At 51.6% G+C, this 25,526-nt stretch carries 23 protein-coding genes; 3 read left to right on the top strand and 20 right to left on the bottom strand.

Features of this window, described 5'->3' with window-relative positions; genetic code table 11:
- Positions 1–22 precede the first annotated feature (22 nt).
- From pstA (AC0YOB_RS10150) to AC0YOB_RS10140, 3 genes are all read right to left on the bottom strand, one after another.
- Entirely contained in the window at positions 23–910 is an 888-nt protein-coding gene (gene pstA / locus AC0YOB_RS10150) for a phosphate ABC transporter permease PstA (RefSeq protein ID WP_475792738.1), read from the bottom strand.
- Entirely contained in the window at positions 907–1,767 is an 861-nt protein-coding gene (gene pstC / locus AC0YOB_RS10145) for a phosphate ABC transporter permease subunit PstC (RefSeq protein ID WP_475769376.1), read from the bottom strand. Before pstC (AC0YOB_RS10145) ends, pstA (AC0YOB_RS10150) begins: the two co-directional genes overlap by 4 nt.
- A gap of 207 nt (positions 1,768–1,974) precedes the next feature.
- Positions 1,975–2,964 (bottom strand): phosphate ABC transporter substrate-binding protein, encoded by a 990-nt coding sequence (locus AC0YOB_RS10140; RefSeq protein ID WP_475792737.1) that lies wholly within the window; start codon positions 2,962–2,964, stop codon positions 1,975–1,977.
- Positions 2,965–3,148: 184 nt separating this feature from the next.
- On the opposite strand from AC0YOB_RS10140, the gene AC0YOB_RS10135 reads away from it, so the two are divergent.
- Positions 3,149–4,042, top strand: coding sequence for a LysR family transcriptional regulator (locus AC0YOB_RS10135; protein WP_475792736.1), 894 nt, complete (start codon positions 3,149–3,151; stop codon positions 4,040–4,042).
- A 109-nt stretch (positions 4,043–4,151) separates the two neighbouring features.
- Here AC0YOB_RS10135 and phoU read toward each other — a convergent pair whose 3' ends face one another.
- The 7 genes from phoU to AC0YOB_RS10100 all read right to left on the bottom strand — a co-directional run bounded on the left by phoU (position 4,152) and on the right by AC0YOB_RS10100 (position 11,424).
- Positions 4,152–4,811, bottom strand: coding sequence for a phosphate signaling complex protein PhoU (gene phoU, locus AC0YOB_RS10130; RefSeq protein WP_475769375.1), 660 nt, complete (start codon positions 4,809–4,811; stop codon positions 4,152–4,154).
- A gap of 24 nt (positions 4,812–4,835) precedes the next feature.
- Complete coding sequence (gene pstB / locus AC0YOB_RS10125) at positions 4,836–5,591, bottom strand: phosphate ABC transporter ATP-binding protein PstB (protein ID WP_379112820.1); 756 nt, start codon at positions 5,589–5,591, stop codon at positions 4,836–4,838.
- A gap of 102 nt (positions 5,592–5,693) precedes the next feature.
- Positions 5,694–6,836 carry a methyl-accepting chemotaxis protein gene (locus tag AC0YOB_RS10120; RefSeq protein WP_475792735.1) on the bottom strand — a complete coding sequence of 381 codons (1,143 nt, stop codon included), beginning with the start codon at positions 6,834–6,836 and terminating at the stop codon, positions 5,694–5,696.
- Between the two features lie 328 nt (positions 6,837–7,164).
- On the bottom strand, positions 7,165–8,061 hold the full coding sequence (gene pstA / locus AC0YOB_RS10115; protein ID WP_475792734.1) for a phosphate ABC transporter permease PstA: 897 nt from the start codon (positions 8,059–8,061) through the stop codon (positions 7,165–7,167).
- Positions 8,061–9,020: a phosphate ABC transporter permease subunit PstC gene (gene pstC, locus AC0YOB_RS10110; protein ID WP_210037410.1), complete on the bottom strand. Its 960-nt coding sequence runs from the start codon at positions 9,018–9,020 to the stop codon at positions 8,061–8,063. The genes pstA (AC0YOB_RS10115) and pstC (AC0YOB_RS10110) overlap by 1 nt, the downstream gene beginning before the upstream one ends.
- A 102-nt stretch (positions 9,021–9,122) precedes the next feature.
- Entirely contained in the window at positions 9,123–9,989 is an 867-nt protein-coding gene (locus AC0YOB_RS10105) for a phosphate ABC transporter substrate-binding protein (protein WP_210037409.1), read from the bottom strand.
- A gap of 40 nt (positions 9,990–10,029) precedes the next feature.
- Complete coding sequence (locus AC0YOB_RS10100; protein ID WP_475792733.1) at positions 10,030–11,424, bottom strand: stalk domain-containing protein; 1,395 nt, start codon at positions 11,422–11,424, stop codon at positions 10,030–10,032.
- Between the two features lie 1,033 nt (positions 11,425–12,457).
- On the opposite strand from AC0YOB_RS10100, the gene AC0YOB_RS10095 reads away from it, so the two are divergent.
- Positions 12,458–13,144, top strand: a complete 687-nt coding sequence (locus AC0YOB_RS10095) for a DNA-binding response regulator (protein WP_475792732.1) — start codon at positions 12,458–12,460, stop codon at positions 13,142–13,144.
- 375 nt (positions 13,145–13,519) lie between these two features.
- Here AC0YOB_RS10095 and AC0YOB_RS10090 read toward each other — a convergent pair whose 3' ends face one another.
- From AC0YOB_RS10090 to fucU, 7 genes are all read right to left on the bottom strand, one after another.
- On the bottom strand, positions 13,520–14,695 hold the full coding sequence (locus AC0YOB_RS10090; protein ID WP_475792731.1) for a GNAT family N-acetyltransferase: 1,176 nt from the start codon (positions 14,693–14,695) through the stop codon (positions 13,520–13,522).
- A 306-nt stretch (positions 14,696–15,001) separates the two neighbouring features.
- Positions 15,002–16,015, bottom strand: a complete 1,014-nt coding sequence (locus AC0YOB_RS10085; protein WP_475792730.1) for a zinc-binding alcohol dehydrogenase family protein — start codon at positions 16,013–16,015, stop codon at positions 15,002–15,004.
- A gap of 61 nt (positions 16,016–16,076) precedes the next feature.
- Positions 16,077–17,021 (bottom strand): aldo/keto reductase, encoded by a 945-nt coding sequence (locus AC0YOB_RS10080; RefSeq protein WP_475792729.1) that lies wholly within the window; start codon positions 17,019–17,021, stop codon positions 16,077–16,079.
- A gap of 24 nt (positions 17,022–17,045) precedes the next feature.
- The gene (locus tag AC0YOB_RS10075) at positions 17,046–18,557 is read right to left on the bottom strand and encodes a UxaA family hydrolase (RefSeq protein ID WP_475792728.1); all 1,512 of its coding nucleotides are present in this window, start codon (positions 18,555–18,557) and stop codon (positions 17,046–17,048) included.
- A complete protein-coding gene (locus AC0YOB_RS10070) occupies positions 18,554–20,077 on the bottom strand; it encodes a tagaturonate reductase (RefSeq protein WP_475792727.1) in 1,524 nt (507 codons plus the stop codon). Before AC0YOB_RS10070 ends, AC0YOB_RS10075 begins: the two co-directional genes overlap by 4 nt.
- A gap of 123 nt (positions 20,078–20,200) precedes the next feature.
- Positions 20,201–21,037 carry an amidohydrolase family protein gene (locus AC0YOB_RS10065; RefSeq protein ID WP_475792726.1) on the bottom strand — a complete coding sequence of 279 codons (837 nt, stop codon included), beginning with the start codon at positions 21,035–21,037 and terminating at the stop codon, positions 20,201–20,203.
- Positions 21,024–21,464: an L-fucose mutarotase gene (fucU, locus tag AC0YOB_RS10060; RefSeq protein WP_475792725.1), complete on the bottom strand. Its 441-nt coding sequence runs from the start codon at positions 21,462–21,464 to the stop codon at positions 21,024–21,026. Before fucU ends, AC0YOB_RS10065 begins: the two co-directional genes overlap by 14 nt.
- Positions 21,465–21,612: 148 nt before the next feature.
- Here fucU and AC0YOB_RS10055 point away from each other — a divergent pair, with 148 nt between their 5' ends.
- Positions 21,613–22,479: an AraC family transcriptional regulator gene (locus AC0YOB_RS10055; protein ID WP_475792724.1), complete on the top strand. Its 867-nt coding sequence runs from the start codon at positions 21,613–21,615 to the stop codon at positions 22,477–22,479.
- A gap of 109 nt (positions 22,480–22,588) precedes the next feature.
- Here the strand turns inward: AC0YOB_RS10055 and AC0YOB_RS10050 are convergent, their stop codons facing one another.
- The 3 genes from AC0YOB_RS10050 to AC0YOB_RS10040 form a co-directional block, all read right to left on the bottom strand.
- Positions 22,589–23,488, bottom strand: a complete 900-nt coding sequence (locus AC0YOB_RS10050; protein WP_475792723.1) for a fumarylacetoacetate hydrolase family protein — start codon at positions 23,486–23,488, stop codon at positions 22,589–22,591.
- Between the two features lie 237 nt (positions 23,489–23,725).
- On the bottom strand, positions 23,726–24,499 hold the full coding sequence (locus AC0YOB_RS10045; protein ID WP_475792722.1) for an SDR family NAD(P)-dependent oxidoreductase: 774 nt from the start codon (positions 24,497–24,499) through the stop codon (positions 23,726–23,728).
- A gap of 77 nt (positions 24,500–24,576) precedes the next feature.
- Positions 24,577–25,332 (bottom strand): IclR family transcriptional regulator, encoded by a 756-nt coding sequence (locus AC0YOB_RS10040; RefSeq protein WP_475792721.1) that lies wholly within the window; start codon positions 25,330–25,332, stop codon positions 24,577–24,579.
- Positions 25,333–25,526: the final 194 nt, after the last annotated feature.

Genomic DNA, 25,526 nt, shown 5'->3' with positions numbered 1-25,526 from the left:
CTCCCCTCTCCTATGCTGGTTTCTATTTGGTGGCCGTGAATTTACGATGCAGTCTTCTTCCGAACCATCTGGCCGCAAAGTTAAACAGCAGGACCATGATCAGCAGCACAGCTGATGCGCCGGCGGCAATTTCACCCGCATCCGGAGCAAGGCCTTCGCTGTTGATTTTCCAAATATGAACGGCCAAGGTTTCGGCCGGCCGGAACGGATTGAGCGGGGAGAACGGGCTGAGCGGATTCCAGTTGGTGAAATCCAGCCTTGGCGAGCTCATTCCTGCGGTAAACAGCAGCGCGGCAGCTTCACCGAATACACGGCCCGAAGCCAGAATTGTACCGGTTACGATCGTCGGCATGGCGATTGGCATCATTACCGAGGTAATCGTCTTCCAGCGGGAAAGGCCAAGAGCCAGACTCGCTTCCTTCTGCTCGCGCGGCACGCCGCGCAGCGATTGCTCCGTAATCCGCACCATGAGCGGCAGATTGAATACCGTCAGAGCAAGCGCACCGGAGAATAAGGAGAACCCAAAGCCGAACAGGTTGACAATGACCAGCAGGCCGAATAATCCGATGACAATGGACGGGAAGGAGGACAGAACCTCAACCACGAGACGGATGGAATCCGTCAGACGGCCCGGCCTGGAATATTCGCTCATGTAGATTCCGGCGCCGATTCCAAGCGGAATCGTAATAATTAAAGTCAGTACCAGCAGGAATATCGAGTTGAACAGCTGCGGCCCGATTCCTCCGCCCGCCTTGATCGTCTGCGGCTCTGATGTCAGAAAATGAAAGCTGATATGTCCAAGGCCGCGGATAATAATGTAGCCGAGAAGCCCTGCGAGAATAAGGACAATTAATGCGGATACGATATAGATAACGGCTGTGGCAATCTTGTCTGCTACTTTGGCGCTCATTGTTTATTTCTCCTTTCCAGGAAACGAACCACGAATACGAACACAAACGTCATGGCGAGCAGGATCAGAGCCAGCGACCACAGCGCGTTGTTATGCGCGGATCCGGTAACTGTATTGCCCATGCTCAAGGTGATGACGCTGGTTAAGGTAGACGCTGATTCGAATAAGGAATGGGGGATATGCGGCGCATTTCCGATAACCATCTGAACAGCCAGCGCTTCACCGAACGCACGGGACATGCCAAGCACAACACCGGTCAGAAGCGAAGGCAATGTGGTTGGAATGACAATGCGGTAGATCGTCTGCCAGCGTGTAGCTCCCAGTGCATAGGAGCCTTCTTTCAGACCAAACGGCAGGCCTGCCAGCGCATCCGTTGCAATTGTTGTGATTGTTGGCAGAATCATAATCGACAACACGATGGAGCCTGCGGCAATCCCGATCCCCTGTCCAGGGAAAACAGAGCGCAGGAAAGGCACAACAATGCTGAGTCCTACAAAACCGTAAACGACAGACGGGATGCCTGCAAGCAGCTCGATGACGGGCTGAAGCACGCGGCGGCCGGCGCCAGGCAGGATTTGGGTCATAAATATGGCTGCACAGCATCCGAGCGGAGCGGCAATGCAAGCTGCCAGAAGCGAGGTGCTGAATGAGCCGAATATGAACGGCAATGCGCCAAACGACGGGATATCACCCTCTGGAGACCATTTCAATCCCGTCAGCAGTTCACCTACGTTTACGCCGCTCACAAAAAACGTGCTCAATCCGCGGGAAGCTACAAAATAAACGATCGCTACTATTGTGACGATAAGTACAATGATGCAGAGGGTCGTATATACCTTGCCGACCCATTCTTCCATTATGTGCGGTTTGATTTGTTTATGATTCGATCGTTGTTGAACAGGTTGCCCGCCCGCGGCCTGCCGCTCCATAGTACCTCTCCTTAATGGCCAAGAAGAGGCGGATGTCTCCACCTCTTTGACTGTTTATTGATTATTTTTTTTAAAACAGTATTTCCTGCAAATGAAGCCTGCTGCGCAAGCCGGAGGAAGGCGCAGCGTATTTCATTACTTCGTTACAGTGCCGGCAACATCGCGTTTAACCTGCATTTTGCTGATCGGCGTGTAGCCAAGCTCAACTACGTCATTGTCTTGAACTTCCGGGCTCAGCATGTAATCCAGGAATGCTTTGGCAGCTTCATTAGGCTCGCCTTTGGTGTACATGTGCTCATATGCCCATACTGGATAGTCGCCAGTTACTACATTTTCTTCTTTTGGCTCTACGCCTTCGTATTTCAGGGTTTTGATGGTGTCGTCGATGTACGAGAAAGCCAGGTATCCGATTGCGCCCGAAGTATCTGTAACCAGTTTCTTAACTGTACCGGAAGCATCCTCTTGAATGGAGCCCGGAAGGTCTTCCGATTTCATGCCCAGTGCGTATTTCTCGAAAGTAGCGCGTGTACCGGAGCTGGATGGACGGTTAACGATTGTGATGGCTTCATCTTGGCCGCCAACATCTTTCCAGTTTTTCACTTTACCTGTGAAAATATCAACTAATTGTTGTTTGGTCAGATTGTCGACAGTTACGCTTTTGTTGACAACAGTCGCCATAGCAACAACCGCTACTTGGTGATCGACAAGCTCTTTGGCTTTGTCTGCGTCAGCATCGACAAATTTCTCTTCTGCGAAAATATCCGAGTTGCCGATATCCGCTTGTCCGGCTTGAACTTGCGTAAGACCTGTACCGCTGCCTCCGCCTTGTACTTGAACGGTAATGCCGCTGTATTTTTCATCAGACATAAATTTTTTCGATACTTGGTCGACAAGCGGTTGAAGCGCGGATGAACCAGTTGCCAGAATCGATCCGGTAATTGGCGTTTCTGCTGCTGCATTGCCGCCTGCGTTTGTTGCTGTGTTTCCGGTGGTATTTCCACCTGCCTCTGTATTGGTTCCAGCATTTGCAGCATTGCCGGTGTTGGTTTCGTTGTTTTTAGCCCCACAAGCTGCCAGACTGATTGATAACAAGACCACCGTTACAAGTAACCCTAACTTTTTCATCTCTTTGGTTTTCTCCTTCCGTTTCGCACGGTTATTTGATTTACAAACTCATTATAGGTCGCTGGTGTTAATCTGATATTTTCTAAGTGTTAACGCTATGCTAAAAATGAATAGAATTATTGTATAATGGTGAGGTGTATCATATATTTAATCTATAAATTTAAAATGAAGGGGCTTCATCGTCATGAGTATATTAAGGATGAAGATTATTGTGCTGCTGGACAGGCTTAAAAAAGTCACTGCGGTTGCCGATGAGCTGGATCTCAAACAGCCGACAGTAAGCTTTCATATGAAAAAGATGGAGGAAGAATGGGGAATTCCGCTGTTCGAGATGAAGACCGGCAAGGTGCTGCTGACCGAAGCCGGCAAGACGCTTCATCACTACGCGCAGCAAATTGACCATATCTACGGAGAGGCTCAGGCGCGGCTGCAAACACTCCGCCAGACGGGCAAAAACCAGTTTATTATCGGCTGCACGGATCTTGCCGCTTCCCTCCTGCTCCAATCTGGTGGTTTCCGGCTCTCTCAGGTGCCCGGCGACCTGCTGCTGTCCATCAGAACCGGAGGAGAGAGTGAGCTTCATGCCCTGCTGGAAGACGGAAGCGTGGACCTGGTATTAAGCGGTCAATGGGTCGAGAACGCAAGCTTGTCGTGCGAGCCCGTAGCCGAAGACGGGCTGGCCCTGATGATCCCGCGCGATCACCCATTAACGCGTTATTCCGGGCCGGGCTCATACCGGCTGAGCGGTCATCCATTCACCCTGATGGAGGAACCTTCATTAATGAAGATTGTAAGGCAGTGGGAAAAAGACGAACAGGTCACACTGCAAATCGAACAGCTGACCGATCGCGTCGATTTTGCTCTGGAAGCGGTCCGCTCCGGAGGCTGCCTGTGCATCCTGCCTTCGAGGGTCAACCGGCAGGCGCAGGGCGGCGTTCCATCCATCAGACTTCCGGGCAAGCTGCCTTCCTGGAAGCTGTATGCCGCGTGGCGCACTGATTTTCCCCGTCCGCAGCTCATGCCTTATTTGATCGATAAACTGCGCATGAGCATGTCTCTGCCCGAAGCGGATGTGTAGCGCTTGCTTTTTCATATTAAAAAAAGACTATCCTGTCAGGTCAAATGACCTTTGGATAGCCTTTATCTCTTCTAATGTGTCCACGTTAAAGCCGTCGAAGGAAGCGGAATTAAGAGTTCAGGTCCGGACGCGATCCGGTAACCAGATAAACCACGCATTCTCCGATGTTCGTCGCATGATCCGCAAAACGCTCAATGTAGCGTCCGACAAAGCTGAGCAAGTTCGCTTGCGAGATGGTTTTCGGATTTTCCATCATGATGGTGAACAGCTCGCGAATAATTTGGGAATATAAAGCATCCACCAGATCGTCGTCTTTGGCCATTTTATAGGCCAAATCTGTATTTTCCTGTATAAAAGCCTGAATCGATTCCCGCGTCATCATCTGCACGATTTCCGCCATGCGGGGCAAATCGATCAGAGGCTTAATCAGAACCTGACCTTCCAGACGCACAACCGCTTTCGCGACATCGACGGACAGATCGCCCATCCGCTCCAGGTCACTGGCGATTTTGAAGGCTACGAGAATTCGTCTCAGATCCTTGGCCACGGGCTGCTGCGTAGCGATCAGCTTGGCGCCGAGCTCGGATATTTTATCCTCGATCTTATTCAATTCCTTATCCTCGGCAATCAGGCGCTTGGCTTCTGTAACATCCACATTCTCCAGCGCCTGCATGGAATCGCCGATTGCCTTTTCCACACGTTTACCCATTTCAACGATATGCGATTTTAGTTCATCAAGTCCTAAATCAAATTCTTTTCTTTGGGTCATCATAATGGCATGCTCTCCTTTATCTTAGCCGAACCGTCCGCTTATATAATCTTCCGTTCTTTGGTCGCGAGGATTGGAGAACAGCTTCTCCGTATCCGAGAATTCCACTACCTCGCCATTCAAAAAGAAAACGGTCTGATTCGAAACACGAGCCGCCTGATGCATGTTGTGCGTGACCATTACAATGGTGTATCTGTCTTTAAGCTCCTGGGCCAGCTCTTCAATTTTCAGGGTAGAGATGGGGTCAAGGGCAGATGTCGCCTCATCCATAAGCAGAATGTCGGGATTAACCGCAAGCGCTCTTGCAATGCACAGCCGCTGCTGCTGACCGCCGGACAGACTCAACGCCGAACGCTTCAGATAATCCTTCACTTCTTCCCAAAGGACTGCCGAACGAAGGCTTGTCTCAACGATTTCGTCCAGCTTCTGTTTATTGCGGATGCCGTGCAGGCGCGGTCCGTAAGCCACATTGTCATAAATCGACTTGGGAAACGGATTGGGCTGCTGGAACACCATACCGACTTTTTTGCGAAGCGTCTCGACATCAACTTCATTGGAATAGATATCGGCGCCGCCAACCGAGATGCGGCCTTCAATGCGTGTTCCCGCAATCATGTCGTTCATCCGGTTTAACGTGCGCAGAAGCGTAGACTTCCCGCAGCCGGAAGGCCCGATGAAAGCAGTGATGGCCTTCTCCGGGATGTCCATCGATACATCTTTGAGCGCATGGAAGGTTCCGTAATACAAATTCAATTTTTGAATATCGATTAATGCTTGCATGGCGGACTCCTCCGTGTCGTGGACACACGTCCACATCAATAGTAGTATTGTATAGGCAATTTGTAAAAGTTGTTTGATGGTTTTGTTAACGCCATATTAAATTTATTGTCCCAGCTGCATTTCGTTCTTGAGCTGCTGCATTTCCCGGATGACGCGTTCGGACTGGTTATAAGCCTGATTGGACAACGCTCCTATGTCTTTGGCGCTCCTGCTGTTGTTCGCCGCTGCTTGAAACAGCTGGTCAAATACTTCAAAAGCGGCCTCCACATTGGACTGGCTCGACAAGGCATTTGCCCGCCCCGCTCCTACCAGCTCAACCGATTGCTTCACAGATTCCAGAATCGACCGGATCAACGAATTGATTTGATCCGCGGATTGCTTGGTCTGCGTCGCCAGCTGGCGGACTTCATTGGCAACCACGGCAAATCCTCTTCCATGCTCGCCCGCACGCGCCGCTTCGATCGTGGCGTTCACGGCAAGCAAATTGCATTGGTCGGCAAGATCCCGGATAAGCTTGGACACCGAACTGATCGAGCTTGCACGTTCCTGAAGCTCGCCAATCTGGCCTTCCTGCCTGGTCGTGTTGTCATTCAGGCTGCGGAAGGCAGCCGTTACTTTGTCCAGCTCTTTCTTGCCCTTCAAGGTCAGGTCCACCATGGTCTCGGACATTTTCTCCCCCTGCTCCGAGGCACTCAGCACACGAACAACCGATTGGTCAATCTCCTTGATCATGGATTCTGCCCCATGAACGGTACGAATTTGCGATTCGATGCTCAGCCGCTGCATCAAACGGGATAGATGGAGCAGATCGGCAACCGACAAAATGCCTGTCAGTTGCTCCTGATCCGTAACAATAACACAGTCGTATAAGGTTTTCTCGTCCCGTCCAAGCGCAAGGTCCAGCAGCTTCTGGGGCGAGGTATGTATGTCTATGATGAGCGGATGGGCATCCATGAGCTTCACAATGGAGCGGTTGTAATATAATTCTCTGCCGAAACGGTGGGTCTGTATGACGGTTAGATTCCGTTTCATCACAAGTCCCCTTGGCTTGCGGGCATCGTCGCATACAATCACGCAGTCGCAATCCGGCTGCGAACCAAACTGCTGAATGACCTCCTGGCAGGTATGAGAGGCATATACAACCGGAGCTGTTCTAATGAATTCCAGCCATTCCTGATTCTGCTGCATAGGCTGGCCGGTCACAACTGACGGTTCTTCCAAAGCTTCCATGTATGTCGTTGACATCACGTGCTCCTCCTCATGAATCATTCTATAGCTATACTATAGGAAGAAAGGATTATCGTTGATGCATTGAAATGTAAAGTCTATGTCAAATAACGACGGTTTTATCCCGATTTATGTCGAATAAAGCAAGAGATTCAAGTTATTATATGACTTTAGACCTATTCATGGGTGACGAGCACAGATGACCTTCTTCAGAACCAAGCTGGTATTTTCCAAATACATGCGGAAATAAGCCGCCCTGCAGGACAGCTTTTCCGTTTTACAGTATGCATTTCATACGATAAGCTTGCCTTCAAGAAACGTTTTGTTTCTAAAAACAATCTGGGAGCTATCGCATTTTGCGGGAATTTATCCATAGCGGAACACGGAAGAACAAATTGATCAGAAGCACGACAAACACAAGCACCGCCGCTGCCTTCTCCGCAATTTCCGTCGCATCCGGAACAATCGCCTCCGACTGGACATACCACAAATGCACGGCAAGTGTTTCACCGGGAGAAAATAAACTGAAATCCCACATTTCGCCTGAAGTCGAGACACCTGCTGTCAAAATGATTACCGCGCTTTCACCAAATGCTCTGCCCGCCACCAGACAAATCCCGGTGATAATGCCGTTCAGCGCAACAGGCACAAGAACACGGCGGATTGTCTGCAGATGCGTGCCGCCAAGGGCGAAGGATGCCGTCTTCATTTCCTGCGGAACCGCTCTGATCGCTTCCTCGGTGACACGGGTCAGAACAGGCAAATTCAGAAAAGCCAGGCTGACCGCGCCGCCGATTATCGTCAGACCGATTTGAAAAGCTTCTACGAAAACCGCGATCCCGAACAAACCGAATATAATAGAAGGAACAGATGCCAGACCTTCTACGCAAATACGGACAAAGGCGATAAATTTATTATCCGGGGCGAATTCCGAAAGATAAATACCGGCTGCCATCCCCAGCGGAATGGAGATAATCAGCGAGATAATCAGAACATAGAAGGAATTGAACAAGGTCGGACCGATTCCCCCGCCTTCGTCGATCTCACTGGGAAGGCCTACGAGAAAGCCCCAATCCAGTTTGAGCATGCCCTTCTGTAGAATGAGGAACAACAGGCCCAGAATAAACAGGACGGTGACGATTCCTACGCACCATACGACCAGCGTAAAAATGCGGTTGTTGATGTGATTCATGCTTTTACGCGAAGCGAATGGATTGCCTGCCGGCTTGATTTCCGATTTCATTATGACTTCGCTCCTTTACGCTGAATGACACGAACGAGAATGATCATAATCAGCGAAATGATAAGCAGCAGAAAACCCATCATATAAAGCGCATAGTTCCAGGTGGAATCGAACGGCACATTGGAAATCTGCATGACGATATTGCTGGTGAGAACGGCTGTCGGCTTGAACAAGGCGTTAGCCAGCTGAGGCGTGTTTCCGATAACCATCACCACTGCCATCGTCTCACCGATCGCCCGCGCCATTCCCAGAATAACCGCGTACATAATCCCGCTTTTTGCTGCAGGCAGCACAACCTTGAAGATTGTCTGGAAACGGGTTGCTCCCAGCGCGTAGGAAGCATCGCGGAATTTCTTGGGTACGGACACGATGGAATCATCGGTAATCCGGCTGATGGTCGGGAGCACCATAATCGTCAGCACGATGGCAGCGGCGAGCAATCCGTCTCCCAGGCTGGTGCCTGTCACGCTGCGAAGCATAGGGATAAGTATCGTTAAACCCAGAAAGCCGTATACGACAGAGGGAATGCCGACGAGCAGATCCATAATGGGGCGCAGACCGGTTTTCAGCCAGGCAGGCGTCAATTCCGCAAGGAAGATCGCAATAATAACCGAGATCGGAACGGAGATCAGCATTGTCAGAAAGGTTAATGCAAGCGTCCCGAAGATGAAGATGAACGCTCCGTATTGCTCATTCTCCGGCACCCATTCCGAGGAGAAGAAGAAGGTGAGCGGCGACACGGTTTGAAAAGTCAGAATGCCGGTTCGTCCCATGAAGAACAGGATTGTAAAGAGGATCAGGCAAACGAAGATTGCGCATGCGATGCAGATGAGTTTGAAGGTTTTGTTGTAAAACGATAGCCTGGTCTTGCGGTCGAATGCGCCGGCAGAACTGGATTTGAGACTTTTTCCCAAATCGGCGCCGGTGAAAGCCTGGCTGGAAGAAGGCGCTTCAAGCATATCAGGGTCATCCTTTCGTCATTTTTCATGAAGAGAAGCCAGCCTCGCCGCAAGTAGCGCCGGATGCTGGCTTCTTTTCGCCGTTCTATCCCGATTGTACGTTTATTTTACGTTTTTCATGGCTGCGAGCGGAATGAATTTAAGCTTTTTCAGCGAACCGTTTTGGAACGTTTTGCTTTGTACATAATCGATGAATGCTTTAGTAGCGCCTGTCGGTTGGCCTTTAGTCATGTAATAGCCATAGCCCCACACTTTGTAAGAACCATTAATGACGTTTGCTTCTGTTGGTGCAGTACCGTTGATTTTGACAGCCGTCATTTTGCTTGTTACATAAACAAGGTCGATGTAGCCGATTGCGCCCGGTGTTGTTTCGATGGCCGTTTTCATATCGCCGCTTGATTTTACTTCTTTGTAGTTGTCGCCTTTGGTCATGAAATCAGTACCGTTCAGCGCTTTAATTTGGAAGTTAACGCGAGTTCCCGATCCGAATGCACGGTTAACGACGACGATTTTGGAATCAGCACCGCCAACGTCTTTCCAGTTCGTTACTTTACCCGAGAAGATATCCTGTAGTTGTTTTGTTGTCAGGTCAGGTACTTTCACGCCGCTGTTCGTAACAGCCGCGAAAGGAATAACCGCAACCTTGTTCGGTACTTGGCCATCGAATTTTTTGAAGCCCGGTACGTCTGTGGAAGCGTCCCAGTCAACAGCGCCGATATCGGCGATGCCTTTGCGGACCGATTGCGGGCCTGTTACGGAACCGGCAGCGGAAGCCGCGATTTTTACCTTTGGATTCAATTTCTTGAATTCATTGGCTGCTTGAAGCGTAAGGGGAAGCAGGGCGGATGAACCGTTGATAACAATTTTGCCGCTAAGCTTGCTGGCTGCGCTTGCTACGGATACCGAACCAAAGGCTACTGTCAGGGCAATCGCGGTAAACGCGATATTTTTGAACAATTTCGTTTTCATATTAAATGCAATCTCCTCTCGGGCACAGGGCCCGTATTCTTTATTGGGTTACTTTCTTCCATTGACCGTTCTGATTAACCGACACTTGACCATCCGCAACTACAGCTACCGGAGTACCGGATGCAGCCAGCAGATCCGTTACGCTGCTTGGAATCGTGTAAAGCTCTGTTTTCGCACCTGTTGCAGTATCGATTTCATAAACAAGCTCACTGTCGTTGTTATCTACAACGGCATAGATTTTGCTTCCCGCCATGACGGCTTGGAGAACATCCTTGTCATCAACCAGCTTGGCCGCTGTTTTATCCTTGGCGATGGAAACCAATGATGACGGCTTTCCTTCTTCAATGCTTACATAGAAAGCCTTGCTGCCGTCTGCTGCAGTACCGACAAAGATTTTATCATCTGCCGCTGTCGTCAGGCCCACCGGCTTGCTGTCTTTAACCGAAGAATCGTAGGTGAAGATTTGCGGCTCCGTACCCGTCATATCAATAGCTACGTCATCCTCTTCGACCGGCTTGTTCGCATCAGCTGTAACAGCGCCGGGCTTCGTAACGGTGTAATAGAATTGTTTGCCATCCGCGGATACATTCAGGTTGGCTTTGTAATCAACCTTGTCGTCCAGGAGATTCGTGATCGCGCCGTCTGCAAGATTCAATTTGGAGATGATGCTGCCCTTGTCCCCTTGCAGGAAATAGATAGCCGAGCTGTCGGCTGCCCAGACCAGTTCAGGCTTGATCGATTGGTCGGAAGAAACCACGCTTGCCTGTTTGGTGCTCAGATCAACCGTGTAAACTTCTCCGGTTTCAAGCGTATAAGCCGCTTTTTGTCCGTTTGGAGCTACAACCAAATCAGAAGCGTCCGTCGATTTCAACAATTCCGTGTAGGCGCCAGTTGCCGCGTCAACGACATAATCTGTTCTGCCATCGTCAGTGATCTGTGAAGCCAACAAGCGGGAGGAGTCGATCCAGACCGTACGGTTGATATCCTTCACCAGTTGAACCGTGCTGATCGATACTTGTCCAGCGCTGTCAACTGTCGTTTCCGCGCCAAATGCGCTTGCGAAATCCTCAAGCGTGATGTAGTAGGAGTTGTTGACGTTCTCTATTGCGTTCTGCAGTTGGATTACGGATCCGTCCACTGAAACTTCTTTTGAAGAACCGCTCAGCGTAGCCATATGCTCACTGTAAATGGCGGTGATTCCTCTTCCGTTCTCTTCAAAATAAATGCCTGCTGCCGTACCAAGATCACGAAGCGATAATAACGTCTGGCCATTCAGCGTAACCGAACGTACGTTTACTGAATTATCATTGATGGAAATCAGGGATTGCTGAGTAGCCACGATTTGTTGAGCTTGGGCTGCCGAAACGACACCGACTGCGGAGGTGGAAACAGCTGCTGCAATTGCAGTAATAACAAGCGTTTTTTTCATTGACATTTGGGCTCGTATCACCTTTCTGGATCACGTTTTTTTGTATGTTGTCTAATTTTTAAAATTGCCGACCACCCCAGCCTCCATCGCTCGCCGGGTCTCTCATCCTCCCAGAACACTATTCTTATGTACAAACTGATTATAAAGTCCCAATGTAAAGTGATTATCAAGCTAACATGAAGATATTGTTAAAATGTGGCATGTTTTCTGAATATTTCATCTAATTTTGGCATAGCTGCTTATGGAGTTTCGTATCGCAGACGCTGATTGACGGCATACGCCAAGTACGCTTTTATGCGTTCATCGGATCTTCTTGGAAGACGGCTGTTCACCCGCCCTGGGCCTCTGGCCCCTCAACCTAAGGAGGATAGTCTGGAAGAACCTTGCTGCGTATTTGTTTAGGTCGCTATGAAGTTCTGCCAGTCTAGCAAGGAAGTTCTGCCGCTCTAGTGAGGAAAATCCGGCTTCCAGTATCCTAAACCTCGATTTTCCCCGCTCTTAGCCGGAAAAACCTTGCTGCCTCACCATTCGATCGCTTCTGCGCCACTTCCGCTCACTCTAGTGAGGAATATCCGGATTCCAGTATCTAAATCTCGATTTCCCCTGCTCTTAGCCGGGAAAAACTTGCTGCCTCAGCGTTTGGTCGCTCATGCGACACTTCGGCTCACTCTAGTGAGGAATATCCGGCTTCCAGCATCCTAAACCTCGATTTTTCCCGCTCTTAGCCGGAAAAACCTTGCTGCCTCACCATTCGATCGCTCCTGCGCCACTTCCGCTCACTCTAGTGAGGAATATCCGGCTTCCAGTATCTAAATCTCGATTTCCCCTGCTCTTAGCCGGGAAAACCTTGCTGCCTCAGCGTTTGGTCGCTCATGCGACACTTTCTCAAATAATGAAGGAAATGAGTTGATTATTACCCTGCATTTATAGTATAGTTTCAATATATATTGTTGATAGGTTGTGAAGCACACACCGCTAATTGGAACGACGCCCTGCGTCGTTGATTAGCGGTTTTTTTATTTCCGGGAGGGTGATGGGTGTGGCTTTTTTACCGGTTTATCGTTCATGGATGGAAAAACATTTGAATAGTAGAAGCGGGGAACGGGAGCGCAGATTAGCTGAAGGTCATGGCCACGCTGAAAAGCTGTTTCTGGAGAAGGCATGGTACCCTGCCTTTGGCGAGTTTGAGAACCTGCATCCCGAATATGAGGTTTCTGATTTTCGCGATGGGTCGCGCTTTCTGGATTTTGCTTTTATCCGGTTTCCCCTGCGGCTGGCAATCGAAATCGATGGATACGGCCCACATTCAAGCAAAACAAGCCGATGGCAGTTTTCCGATTCGTTAATGCGTCAGAACTTTCTGATAATCGACGGTTGGCGCATCCTACGCTTTTCATACGACGATGTAAACGAGAAGCCTCGAATGTGTGAACAGCTGCTTCAGCAGTTTATGGGTACATGGTTTAACGGCACTGACCGCCCAAATCAATCAAATATGGCCGATTTGCTGGAATCCGTTGTTCTAAAATTGGCTCTGCGAACATCTTCTGCTTTACAAACCAAGGATGTATGCCATTTTTTGAATATCCAACAGGATAAAGCCCGATCGATCCTGCGAAGCATGGTGACTAAGCATACCCTAATCCCGGCGTATAAAGGCACAAAACGAATACATGGCTATATAGTAAATAAGGATCTGCTGAACGAAAAAATTAGGTCCCTGTGACCCACATGGCAGACAAGCATTCCGCTCTGGCAGCATACACAATAGAAGACCCGCTGACGCTACTTTTTAGTGACCCAGTTAGATTCTTCCCTGAGACTTATTGAAATAGATAGACGTGAAACTTTATCAACCTCTTTAAGACAAGGAGAGGGGCTATCTCCGTCCTTGCAGCTAAGCTAATTTATTCCTTATATACTTTCTTATATTTTCAAAAAAAACAGCCTCCTGTCAAAGCAGGAAGCTGCATGATTGATCGCCATCTCATGAAACGATATTTATTCGAAAATTTCGAGCTCGTCCGGATGGCTCGTTATAGCCGGTTGGATTGGATTTTTGTCTCAACAATTTCGGTGACATGTTAACGTCCCGAACGTATCAGAAAAAATCCATTAAATAGGTTTGGCGCGGTTGAATAATGGCTTCCAGCTGCCTGGCCGCTTCCTGTGAGCCGGTGAGCCTCCCGTGCCGATGCAGCTCAGCGGGGCTGCGGTAGCCCATCATTAAGGCTGACCATGTGCTGATATCGCATGCCAGGTCGGCTGCGGCGCCTTCATCGGAGGAGAGCAGCTCCATCGCCCCGCTGCCATCCGCGGATACCGACAGGCTCCATAGCCCTTCGTTCCAGGGGGCGTGCTGATCCTTCAACTGCAGCGTCAACGTTGTATCGCCGCCCGACGCTCCAAATGCGTACTGCTTCACAAAGGCAGCCGTATCGACAATGCGCGCCATAAAATACGGAACGATTTCCTGTCCGATCCTCGGATTGGACAGCAGGAAGGGCAGCGCATCATCCATCGGCGCGTTCAGAACCGCCTTTTCCACCATGGAATCGTGACTGGCGAGATAGGTCCAAAGTGCCTGACGGGCCTGTTCATTCTCATAAACCATTTCATGAATGGTCAGCACGCGCTGTTCGATCTCGTAAAGCAGATAGCCTGCCGCTTCGCCATCCGCACGGTAATAGACCGTAGTATACCCTTTCTTGCGGCTGAGTACAGAGTCCTTCCACCACTGTTCGCTACGCTGCAAGGTTCCGTTATAACGGGACGCATAAGCCTCGTACAAACGGGATAGCAGCGGGATATCCGCGTCCTCCAGACTCACTCTTCCCTCCACCTGAACACGCTGCGGAAAAAGCGCAGTCTCAATGGTGTATTTTTTATAATCGGTATACGTCTCCCAGCCATATTTCCTGTAGAAGCCAAACGAGAACGGAGCCAGACAGGAGATACTCATCCCCTTCTCTCTCATCTGAAGAAGCGCATGCCGGATCAGTAAAGCGACATTCCCGCGCCGCCTGTGCTCCGGCCATGAGGAAACGCCAGCGATGCCGCCCATCTCGAACACCTTGCCCTGTATGTACAATTGCAAGGGTATCACTGTCAGCTGCGCCTCCAGCTTGTCATGGTCAAAAATCCCCCAAACCTGCTCAGGCTTGAACCGGCTGCGCCGCTCCTCCCGCTGCTCGGCAGTGACGGAATATTGAAAAGCATACTGGGATAAATCCACGCTGGCATCAAAATCGTCAATCGTCAAATTTCTGAGTTCCATTGGATTGTTTTCCACCTCGATTTTTTGAAAATCAATTTACCCCTCATTATAGGGGGCTTTAACCTTCTTCCACTTCGATAGCCGTTCCTCCTGCCTCACCAAAGAAAAATTACACTTTCATGCCGAGGATAGCTGGGTCTGCTATGACGATGACCGGGCTGTTTGAACTTCAAAACGGAAATTCTTTGACGGGAAAAGAAGCCCGGCTTCTCGTCCTGCAAATGTAACATATAAAAATTCCTGCAGCCAGCCGCATATAGGCGGTAAACTGCAGGAATCGTCATTCGAATCAGTACCCGTATTTCATTAAAGCTCAACCAGGGCTTTGATTACTCTGCTTTCAGGCTTCAGCCAGGTCTGAAAATGCTCCAGCATCTGGTCGAAAGGCGCCCGGTGCGTGATATACCGTTCCACATCAACTGCACCGCTCCGAACCGCGGCCAGCACGGTATCAAAATCCTCAGGCGTCGCATTGCGGCTTCCCATCAAGGTCATTTCACGTTTATGGAACTCGGGATCGTTAAACGCTATATCCGCCCGTACCAAACCGACAAAGATAAGCTTGCCGCCATGCGCCACATATCCGAAGGCATCGGTCATCGAACGGACATTGCCCGTAGCATCAAACACCACGGTTGGAAATTCACCGCCCGTAATTTCAGCCAGCTTCTCGAGCGGCTGCTCCAGCGCATTGATCGTATACTCAGCCCCTGCCCAGCTGCGGCAGAAATCGAGCCGGTCATTATGCACATCCATCGCGATCACTCTTGCTCCCCGATCCTGGGCAAAAGCCATCACGCCAAGTCCGATCGGACCGGCGCCGATCACAAGGGCGAATTCACCGCTCTTCAGCTCGGACCGCCTCACGGCATGGGCACCAATAGCAAGCGGCTCCACAACCGCCGATTGATCGAGCGTAAGTCCTTCCGTGCGGATCAGATGCGTCGTCGGTACTGAAATCAGCTCACGCATTCCCCCGTCCCGATGAACGCCAAGCACCTGCATGCTCATGCAGCAGTTCGTTTTTCCGCCCCGGCAGGCAATGCAGCTTCCGCAGGCCAGATAAGGAATGATGGCAACCTGATCGCCTGCCTTCAGTCCATTGGCATTATCGCCCACCTGCTCCACAACGCCGGACAATTCATGACCAAGAATACGCGGATATTCGAAAAAGGGCTGATTGCCCCTATAAGCATGCATATCTGTGCCGCAGATGCCGATTCTCCGGATCCGGACCAGCGCTTCGCCCGGCACAAACACTGGAGCTTCCGTCTCCGTCATGAACAGGCTGTCCGGCCGCTCGCAAATAATGGTTTTCATTATAGTATGCACCTCTCTCTTATTGCCATCTATCAACTAGAGCACCGCCGCTATTTGACCATCAGACTTTAATGGAACGGTTATATTCAGGCCTGCCGCTTGGCCAGGTCTTGCCTTGAATCGGGGAGAGAATCTCCAGCACCGCCTGCAAAACCGCAGGATCGGGCTTCTCCTCCGCCCAGCGGACATTGTTCGTGATGTTGACAGGATTAGCCGAGCTGATCAGCGTCGTCGGAATACGCTCCTCGCTGACAGAGAATTGAACGGCAAGCTTGGCAATATCGACGCCCTGCTCCTGACAATAAAGCGCTGCCTGCCGGCAGACATCCTTCATTTCCTGGCTGGCCAGATGCCAATCCGGTACCCCTCTGCTGCTGAGCAGTCCCATTGAGAGCGGTGACGCATTGACCACACCGACCGAGTGCTGCTCCAGATAGGGGAGCTGGCCAAGCAGCGTCATATCGTTCAGCGAATAGTGGCAGTACGAGAGAATGACGTCCACCTGTGCCCGGTCGATCGTCATCGGGAAAATATCCAGCGGCAGACCGGAAATCCCCGCATAACGGATTTTGCCCTGCTCCTTCAACCGGTTAAGCTCGGGAATGCCTTCCTCCACAATAACTTCAAGCGACTCGAACTCCATATCGTGCAGGAACAGCATATCCACATAATCCGTGTTCAGTCGCTGCAGGCTCTCTTCCAGACTTTCACGGATTCGCTTCGCTGAGAAATCGAAGGTATCAACGCCGTAGCGTCCCGCTTTGGTGGAGAGCAGAAAACGGTCGCGCGGCAGCTGCCTGATCGCTTTGCCAAGGACGGTTTCCGCCTTGGTCAGCCCATAATAAGGGGAAACATCAATGTAGTTGATGCCGGCATCGACGGCCGCATGCACCGTACGGATACCATCCTCTTCATTAACATCGCGAAATACGGAGCCCAGCGAGGAAGCTCCAAAGCTGAGAATCGAGACATCAAGACCCGTTGAGCCAAGTTTTCGGTACTGCATCCTGTTCAAGCCCCCCATGAATTCCTATAAAATAACGCCGTCCTTGAAAATCGCGATTTCCCGGTAGCCGTTGCGTTCGTTCCTCGTTTGCTGGTCGCCGGATGCCACCTGCAGCAAATAATCCAGCAGCTCACCCGATAAGCCCTCCATATTCTTGCCTTCCAGGAGCTGCCCCGCATTAAAATCTATCCAGTTGCGCTTATGCGAGGCGAGCTCGGAATTGGTGGAGATTTTGACCGTTGGCACAGGACCGCCGAACGGCGTTCCCCTTCCTGTCGTGAACAGGACGATATGCGCGCCTCCAGCCGACAAAGCCGTAACGGACACCAGATCATTACCCGGCGCCTCCAGCAGATTCAGACCATGCGATGTGATCCGTTTGCCATAAGGCACTACGTCCATAACCGTTGCATGTCCGCCCTTCTGCGTGCAGCCCAGCGATTTCTCCTCCAGCGTGGAGATCCCGCCCGCCTTGTTGCCCGGCGACGGATTCTCATAAATATCCTGGCCGTGATTGATAAAATATTGCTTGAAATCGTTGACCAGATCCACGATTTTATGAAATACGCCTTCATCGCTGGCACGGTTCATAAGGATCGTCTCCGCCCCGAACATCTCCGGCACCTCCGTAAGAATGGCCGTTCCGCCCTGGGCGATTACACGGTCGGAGAGCGCGCCTACAAGCGGATTGGCCGTAATGCCGGAGAGGCCGTCGGAGCCGCCGCATTTGAGTCCGATTTTCAGCTTGGATACCGGAACCGGCTGCCGCTCGAACTTGGACGCATACTCGACAAGCTCTCCGATCAGCTCCATCCCGGTCTCCAGCTCATCCGATACATCCTGCGAACGCATAAATTTGACCCGGTTCGGATCGTATTCGCCGAGCACTTCCTTGAACAGATCGATCTGATTGTTCTCACAGCCAAGACCGACTACGAGAACGCCGCCGGCGTTGCCGTGATTAGCCAGGGAAGCAAGCAGCTGCTGGGTATATTTGAGATCGTCACCCAGCTGCGAGCAGCCGTAAGGATGCGCGAAATGAAACACGCCATCGACGCGCTCGCCGTGCTCGGCCGAGGCCATTTTTGCCAAAACCTCGCAAGTCTTGTTGATGCAGCCGACCGTATTCAAAATCCAGATTTCATTGCGGATTCCAACCTCGCCGTTATCCCGCACATATCCCTGGAACGTCAGCTTCCCGGAAGCGGGCGGCTCAATCTCACTCGCTGCTGCCGGCGCCGCCGGTGAATAAACATACTCCAGCTTCCCCCGCAGGCCCGTCTCCAGATTATGCGTATGAACCCAATGCCCCGCCTCGATGGCTTCCTTCGCTTTGCCGATGGAATAACCGAATTTGAGCACGTCGTCCCCCTGGGAAACGGGTTTTACGAGCAGCTTATGCCCTTTGGGTACAGGATCCAGAACGGTGACAGCCGCTCCTCCGCTTTCATCCGCCTGCACCGTTTCCCCCGGCTGCAGATCGCGCAGTGCAATCATGACATGATCGCTTGGGCTCAGTTTGATATAGTCGCTCATGCGGATTCCTCCTTCATTTCATTCAATTGACCGACAATCGCATCCGTCAGTCCCGGTATTTCATTTAACGGTTTATTCCACAGCAGGGCGGATCCCAGCAGTTCCTCCACCAACTGCTTGCGGTCGAGTGCTCCCGTCTCATAACGGCCCCACGCATCGGCCATAAGGTCCAGAGCCGCGCGGTCATCGCGGACCGTATATGATGAACCGTCGAAGCGTCTGCCCACGAACTGCTCATCCACCAGCTGCACCTTATACAATCGAAGCAAATGAGCCAGCGCCTTCACAATGCGCTCAGGCAGCTTCCCGTCTTGAGCGGAAATATAGCCCTCAAGCGAAGGCAGCAGCCTTGCCCGGAACTTGCTGATGCTGTTCATGGCGATATCAAGCAGCCTGTGGCGGTTATATGGATTCTCGAACCGCTCGAATACATCTGCCGCGTAGGCCATCGTCACCGAAGGCTCCATCTCGGAAGCCAGTGAAGGAATAATTTCCAGCTTAACGGCATCCCGTACAAACGCACCCAGCTCCGCATCCTCAAGCGCAGGCCTGACCTCTGAAATACCGTGCAGCAGAGAGATCGGCGTCATCAGCGTGTGCGCTCCGTTCAAAATGCGCACCTTGCGCAGCTGATAGGGCCTCAAGTCATCGGTCCAGACCACGCCAAGACCGGATGCCTGCAGGGGAAGCTTGCTCTCCAGCTCCGCCTCGCCTTCAATCGCCCACAAATAATAGGGCTCTGCAGAGCTGAGCAGCTTATCCTCATATCCAAGCCGCTCGCGCCACTGCCCGGCTTCTTCGCCTGGATATCCGGTAACAATCCGATCGACCAGGGAATTGAGGAACCGGTTGTGATCCCTAACCCAGGCGATGAACGGCTCCGGGAGCTCCCAGTCGGCGCTGTGCTGCAGGACGCAGCGTTTCAGTTCGTCCCCGTTGCCTTCGATCAGCTCGCAGGGCAGCAGCAAGAGGCCTTTATCGGGGTCTCCGTTAAAAGCAACGAAACGGCGGTAGAGCAAAGCGGTAACCTTCGCCGGATAAGATACGGCAGGCTTATCCAGCGAGCTTTCCGTAAATTGATAGGTTAATCCCGCTTCAGTTGTATTGGACACCAGCACCTCAAGCTCCGGCTGCGCAGCCAATGCGAGGAAAGCCTCCCACTGGGTATAGGGGTCGATAAATTCACCGAAAACGGCGATTCTCTCAACCCGTTCAACCGGAGCGCCTTGTTCGATCCCCCGGACAACAAGCGTGTAGAGCCCATCCTGCGCCGCAAGCTGATCAAGCTTCGGCTTCCCCGACGGACGCGGCTGCGAGACTGCGATGGCTCCGTCATAGTTGCCTTGCTTGCGCATTTCATGTACCATCCAATCGACGAAGCCGCGCAGAAAATTACCTTCACCGATCTGAACAATGCGCACTGGGCTTTGCTTCATGGCATCGAATCCTGCTCTCTCCCCTGCGCCAAGCGCGCTTCTGTCCAGCGCCTTGACCTCACTGCCCTGTCTGGTTCCTGTCATAAATGAAAGCCTCCTTCACTAAGTTCAGAAATGCAACGCGTTGCTTTGAGCTTTTATTCTGGTAGGTCCGATGAAAAACCGGCTGTGCAATGCGGAAGCGGAATTCAGCTGTCATTTTATGATTTAGAGCTTATAAAATGCCGCGGCATTGCCCCCATACAGCGCTTCAAGCTCAGCTTCTGTCAGCGAATCCGGCAGCACCCTGCCCAGCAGCTGATGAACCTGCGTATAACTGCCGGCAAGCAGGCACACAGGCCAGTCGCTGCCGTACATAATCCGGTCTGTACCGAAAATATCGACGATATGCGCGACGTAAGCCGTGAAATCCTCCGGCTTCCAGGCCTCATGATCCGCTTCCGTCACAAGTCCGGAGAGCTTGCAATAGGTCTTGGGATAGCTTGCGATCTCGCGCATTTGGGTGGCCCATGGCTCGAAGATGCCTGCTTTGATTTGAGGCTTGGCCAGATGATCGACCACGACGCGGAGCCCAGGCACGTTCCTAAGCAGCTCAAGGACAACCGGAAGCTGGTGCCACATCGCCACCAGATCGACCGGCAGGTCCATCTTCGCTATTTCGCGCAGCGCTTCAATCACATTCGGACGAAGAATTTCGCTTGGCTCCGGCATGTCCTGAATCATCAGCCTGAAGCCGAGAAACTTGGGATGATTGCGGAAAGACTCCAGAACAGCTGCCCAGTCCGGATCGTTCAGGTCCAGCCAGCCGACAACACCGGCGATCGATTCATGCTGCTCGCTCAGCTCCAGCATGTAATACGTCTCTTCATGATGGGTCGCCGCCTGAACCAGAATAGTCCGGTCCATTCCGGCAGCTTCCAGCTCCGGCTCGAGGTCTGACGGCGAGTAATTCCGATAGAGAATCGGTGAGCTTTTTTCCGTCAGCCAGCCGTAATCGATCCGCTCCGGATTCCAGTAATGCTGATGGGCATCAATTCTGGTCATCGGTGATAACACCTTTCTTGAGGATCAAATTAGCGTACAATGCGCTTTCGCCTGTGGCGATAATCGCATAAGCCTGCTTGGCCCGTTCATAGAAAGCGAAGCGCTCCACTTCCTCGAAAGGATCGTCTACATTGACATGAGGCGCGATTATTTCGTGATACCGCTTCCAAATTGGCGTCTCCACAGTATCGCCAGGCACGACCTGCATGAGCGCTGCCGGACGCTCGACATAAGCATCAAGCGGGAACAGCTTCATAATCGCTTCCAGCAGCTCGGGAATGGAATGTCCATCGCAGCGGACCAGCCGCCGGGCATGGCTTGCAGCAGGAAAATTTCCGTCCGCCAGTATAATTTCATCGGAGTGTCCCATCTCCATTAATATTTTCAATAATTCCGGTGAAATCAGCTTTGAAATCCCTTTTAACATCACGATTCTCCTGCCTTTTCTATCAACTTTTTTTGTTTGCTCATCTTATCATAACATCAATAATTTGAATTAAAAGTGCCTAAACAGATACAAACATATCTTTTTTTGATATACTGGCGATAATACGACTCCGAAGGAGAGGTTTTTCTTGAAACCGATTGTCAAACCTTTTCCCGATGACCATCCATTCCCGCTCAGCATCGTCTATAAGGATACGAAGCCGCCTCAGAACGAGCTTCCCGATCATATCCACGAATGGCATGAGATCGTTTATGTTTACAGCGGAAAAGGTACGATCTTCATCAATCATACCTTTTACGAAATGTCCCAGGGGGACTTGTTTCTGATTCCGGGGAATACCATTCACCGGGCTTTCCCTGACAAAGCGGAGCCTGTTACCTCGACTGCGCTCTTCTTCAACTCTTCCATTCTTCCGACGGAAACCTATGGGGAGACCTTCTCGTTCCATCAGCTGTTCCGTCCTTCGGGCGGTATCAGCTACAAGCTTGCGCTGCCCCCGTCCGCAGCCGCGAATTTCAGCGCCATGATTGACGAATTGAAGCTGGAATCCGAACGGCAGGAGCACGGTTACCGGCATCTGATCGCTGCCAGGCTGCAGCTGGCGCTGCTCGGTATCAGCCGCCTGATGCCTGCCCCGCATCAGCCATCATCCAATGAACAGCTTGCGGCCAGACCGGAATGGTTCGCCGATGCGCTTGCGCATATCGACCGCGATGTGGCCGGCTCCTCCAATCTGACCGAGCTTGCCGCGCTGTACTCGGTATCGCCGGAGCATTTCAGCCGCTTGTTCAAGCAGCTGATTGGCATGACGTTCAAAACCTATATCAATACCAAGAAAATGGTTCATGCCAAAGAACTGCTGGTCGCAACCGACCTTAAAGTCGCCGCCATCGCCCTCGAGTGCGGCTTCGACAGCCTGCCCCATTTTCACCGGATGTTCAAACGATTGACAGGCTCTGCTCCTGCCGAATATCGTCAGGCCGCTTCAAGATGATAGCTTTCACTGAGATTAAACAAGGGAAAGCAGCCGCCCCTCACGGGCAGCTGCATTCCCTTGTTTGTTGCATCCGTATGCTCTTGCCTTTTGCTTCGGTCAGTAAAGCTTAAACCGTCTCTTCGACAAAACGGTTGGTCAGCGCTCCGAGCTTTTCGACTTCAATCGTCACCACATCGCCAGGCTTCAGATACACCTGTTTTTCCTCCGGATATCCCATTACGACGCCTGCAGGAGTTCCTGTCAGAATAATGTCCCCGGGCACCAGAGTCATATGCTGCGATACATAGCTGACAATTTCATCGCAGTGGAAAATCATATCCGAGGTGTTGGATGACTGCCGCACTTCCCCGTTCACCGTAGTTTTGATATTCAGGTTGTTGGGATCGCCGATTTCATCCGCGGTTACCAGATAAGGACCAAGCGGGCTGAAATCGTCGCAGCTTTTGCCGAGCAGCCATTGCTGGGTGCGCAGCTGCAGGTCGCGTGCAGACAGGTCATTGACATTGCAGTACCCGAATACATGGCTGAGCGCATCTTCCTTCGAGACATACTTTGCTTTCTTCCCGATCACGATGACCAGCTCGGCTTCGTAATCCAGCTTTTGCGTGACTTTCGGAACGGCGATGTCCCGCCCATGACCGGTCAGCGTGTTGTTGAATTTATTGAACAGGATCGGAAATTCAGGAATTTTGGCGTTGGTTTCTTCCGCATGCTTGCGGTAGTTCAGGCCGATGCAGATGATTTTGTTCGGCTCGGTCACGCAAGGACCCCACTCGATATCATCCTCATTGAGCAGATAGGAAGCATCGGCTGCCGGCAGCTCGCTTATGTATTTTTGCAGCGCTGCGACCGCCTGATCTCCCCCTTCGATAACCTGCATAACGTTCGTCGGTGTATCGGCGGCTGCGGGAACTTGCTTAAAGGCCTGCTCCACATCGATAATACCGGCATCCGTCTTAACACCAAGCGTACTGCGTCCATTGTTTGCAATCGTCACTAGCTTCATTGTCTCTCAACCTCTTTCATTATAGTATAAGTTCCTTTGAATCCGATTTCATGATCAAACGCGCTCAAAAAGTCAACGATTCAGCATCGAGAAGGTTGGGTGAGCCTGAAGAAGGAGGAGCGCAGTGTAGGCTAAACCTACATGAGCACCGCACTTCGAAGGCGAACGCAAGATTCGATGTCGACTATGCTCCCCGAGTCTGCTTCGTGATCAATCGGGGGCTTTTTGAACTTCCTCTTAAGCGTTTTTGCCGAATACGACTCCTCCGTCAACATAGAGAGGCGACCCCATGACAAACTTGGATTCGTCAGAGGCAAGGAACAGCGCGGCCTGGGCCACATCTTCAGGACGGCCAAGCTCTTCGCTGAGCTGGCGTTTCTTCAGTCCCGCGATCGCCTCGGCTGGATCATCGTACGATTTTTTCAAATAATCTTCAACAAATGGCGTCATAATCGTACCCGGAAGCAGTGCGTTCACACGGATATTATAAGGGGCATAATCCACCTGCATCGACTTGGTCAGGGCAAGCACCGCTCCTTTGGTCGTCGCATAGGATGCCCGGCGGGCAAGCCCGACCTCGGCGATGCACGATGACATGTTGATAATAGAACCGCTGCGCTGCTCCATCATATGCGGGATGACATACTTGCTGGGGATGAACACGCCGCGGATGTTGACGTTCATGACTTTGTCCCAAGCCTCCGGCTCGATTTCATGGAGCAAGCCAACGCCGCTGATGCCGGCATTATTGAACAGCACATCAATACGGCCATACTTGGCAATAATCTGCTCCACCATGGCCGATACTTCGCCGGGATTGGTCACATCGGCCTGGATGAAAATCGCTTCGCCGCCGGCTTCTTCAATTCCCTGAACCGTTTCCTTGCCGTGCCCGGCGTTCAGATCGTTGACAATAACTTTGGCGCCCTCACGACCAAAAAGCAGCGCTGTGCTTCTGCCAATACCCGAACCCGAACCGGTGATGAGGATGACTTTGTCTTGCAGTCTCATGTGGAATACCTCCTAATGTCTGCGGATACCCGCAGAAATGTAGTACTTCAATTCCCAGGAGCAAGTCCCGTGCCCTGCTAATTCAGGCCCGAGAGCCGCTTTGCCAAATCCACGATCTCCCGCTTGGTGTCTGCCGCCTTGTACTCCCACTGATGAAGCGGCATGGAGCAGCTGACGCTGGCAATCGTATCGCCGACAATGTTATAGATCGGGGCTGCCACACAGCGAAACCCTACAACGGATTCCTGATCATCAAGCGCAAAACCCTGCTGGCGAATCTGCCTGAGCTGCTGGAACAGCTTCTCGCGGTCTCCGATGGTGTTCGGAGTCTGCATGGTAAGCGCTCTCTCGGGATAAAGCCGTTTCCATTCCGCTTCGGGCAGCTGGGCGAGCATGACTTTGCCCAAAGCCGTCGTATGAGCGGGCAGGCGCATGCCGGGCTCGGATTGCAGCCGCACCGGCGTAAGCGCCTCTACCTTGCCCAAATACAGGATGTGATCCTCAATCCGCCGGGCTAACTGGATCGTCTCCTGCAGCCGGTCCCTCGCTCCCGCAGCCTCGCTCTGAAACCGGTCATTCAGGTCGAACTGCTTGACCAAGGAGGACCCCAGCACCGCGATGGCTTCGCCGAGCGAATAGGTATCGTCGGCACCCTTCTTCACCCAACTCAACGTCTCCAGCGTGTGCAGCAGCGAGAACATGGAGCTTTTGTTGATGGCGAGCTGCCTGGACAGGTCAATCAGCTTGTATTTCCCGGGCTCAAGCGATACGACGGACAATACGCGGTCCGCTTTCTCCAGAGCGGGCACCCAATACTTTCGTTCCTCTGTCACCTGATCGCCTCTCATCTTTAGGTTTATTATAATAAACCAATTTCTATATAATAAACTCCTTTCCTTAATATATCGCGATTCAGGCCAATCTTCAAGTCAATTATTTGTCTAAAAAGCAGGATGGTGCCTAAAAACGCCGACAACCGACACATTAATCGAAGCCGAACTACCCGCTCTCGGCCTTCTATCGTTCG

The sequence above is a fragment of the Paenibacillus sp. JT31N17 genome (assembly GCF_056269255.1).
Note: the sequence above shows the minus strand (reverse complement) of the source record. Positions and strands in the feature narration are given on the sequence as shown.

What these genes read in the sequence shown, in the direction of transcription:
- AC0YOB_RS10080 (WP_475792729.1), bottom strand. Translation starts at nt 17,021, where the DNA reads ATGCAGTACCGAAAACTTGGCTCAACGGGTCTTGATGTCTCGATTCTC.
- fucU (WP_475792725.1), bottom strand. Translation starts at nt 21,464, where the DNA reads ATGTTAAAAGGGATTTCAAAGCTGATTTCACCGGAATTATTGAAAATA.
- AC0YOB_RS10070 (WP_475792727.1), bottom strand. Translation starts at nt 20,077, where the DNA reads ATGACAGGAACCAGACAGGGCAGTGAGGTCAAGGCGCTGGACAGAAGC.
- pstA (WP_475792738.1), bottom strand. Translation starts at nt 910, where the DNA reads ATGAGCGCCAAAGTAGCAGACAAGATTGCCACAGCCGTTATCTATATC.
- pstA (WP_475792734.1), bottom strand. Translation starts at nt 8,061, where the DNA reads ATGAAATCGGAAATCAAGCCGGCAGGCAATCCATTCGCTTCGCGTAAA.
- AC0YOB_RS10050 (WP_475792723.1), bottom strand. Translation starts at nt 23,488, where the DNA reads ATGAAGCTAGTGACGATTGCAAACAATGGACGCAGTACGCTTGGTGTT.
- pstB (WP_379112820.1), bottom strand. Translation starts at nt 5,591, where the DNA reads ATGCAAGCATTAATCGATATTCAAAAATTGAATTTGTATTACGGAACC.
- AC0YOB_RS10140 (WP_475792737.1), bottom strand. Translation starts at nt 2,964, where the DNA reads ATGAAAAAGTTAGGGTTACTTGTAACGGTGGTCTTGTTATCAATCAGT.
- AC0YOB_RS10065 (WP_475792726.1), bottom strand. Translation starts at nt 21,037, where the DNA reads ATGACCAGAATTGATGCCCATCAGCATTACTGGAATCCGGAGCGGATC.
- pstC (WP_475769376.1), bottom strand. Translation starts at nt 1,767, where the DNA reads ATGGAAGAATGGGTCGGCAAGGTATATACGACCCTCTGCATCATTGTA.
- AC0YOB_RS10100 (WP_475792733.1), bottom strand. Translation starts at nt 11,424, where the DNA reads ATGTCAATGAAAAAAACGCTTGTTATTACTGCAATTGCAGCAGCTGTT.
- AC0YOB_RS10120 (WP_475792735.1), bottom strand. Translation starts at nt 6,836, where the DNA reads ATGTCAACGACATACATGGAAGCTTTGGAAGAACCGTCAGTTGTGACC.
- AC0YOB_RS10090 (WP_475792731.1), bottom strand. Translation starts at nt 14,695, where the DNA reads ATGGAACTCAGAAATTTGACGATTGACGATTTTGATGCCAGCGTGGAT.
- AC0YOB_RS10135 (WP_475792736.1), top strand. Translation starts at nt 3,149, where the DNA reads ATGAGTATATTAAGGATGAAGATTATTGTGCTGCTGGACAGGCTTAAA.
- AC0YOB_RS10105 (WP_210037409.1), bottom strand. Translation starts at nt 9,989, where the DNA reads ATGAAAACGAAATTGTTCAAAAATATCGCGTTTACCGCGATTGCCCTG.
- pstC (WP_210037410.1), bottom strand. Translation starts at nt 9,020, where the DNA reads ATGCTTGAAGCGCCTTCTTCCAGCCAGGCTTTCACCGGCGCCGATTTG.
- AC0YOB_RS10085 (WP_475792730.1), bottom strand. Translation starts at nt 16,015, where the DNA reads ATGAAAACCATTATTTGCGAGCGGCCGGACAGCCTGTTCATGACGGAG.
- AC0YOB_RS10075 (WP_475792728.1), bottom strand. Translation starts at nt 18,557, where the DNA reads ATGAGCGACTATATCAAACTGAGCCCAAGCGATCATGTCATGATTGCA.
- AC0YOB_RS10045 (WP_475792722.1), bottom strand. Translation starts at nt 24,499, where the DNA reads ATGAGACTGCAAGACAAAGTCATCCTCATCACCGGTTCGGGTTCGGGT.
- phoU (WP_475769375.1), bottom strand. Translation starts at nt 4,811, where the DNA reads ATGACCCAAAGAAAAGAATTTGATTTAGGACTTGATGAACTAAAATCG.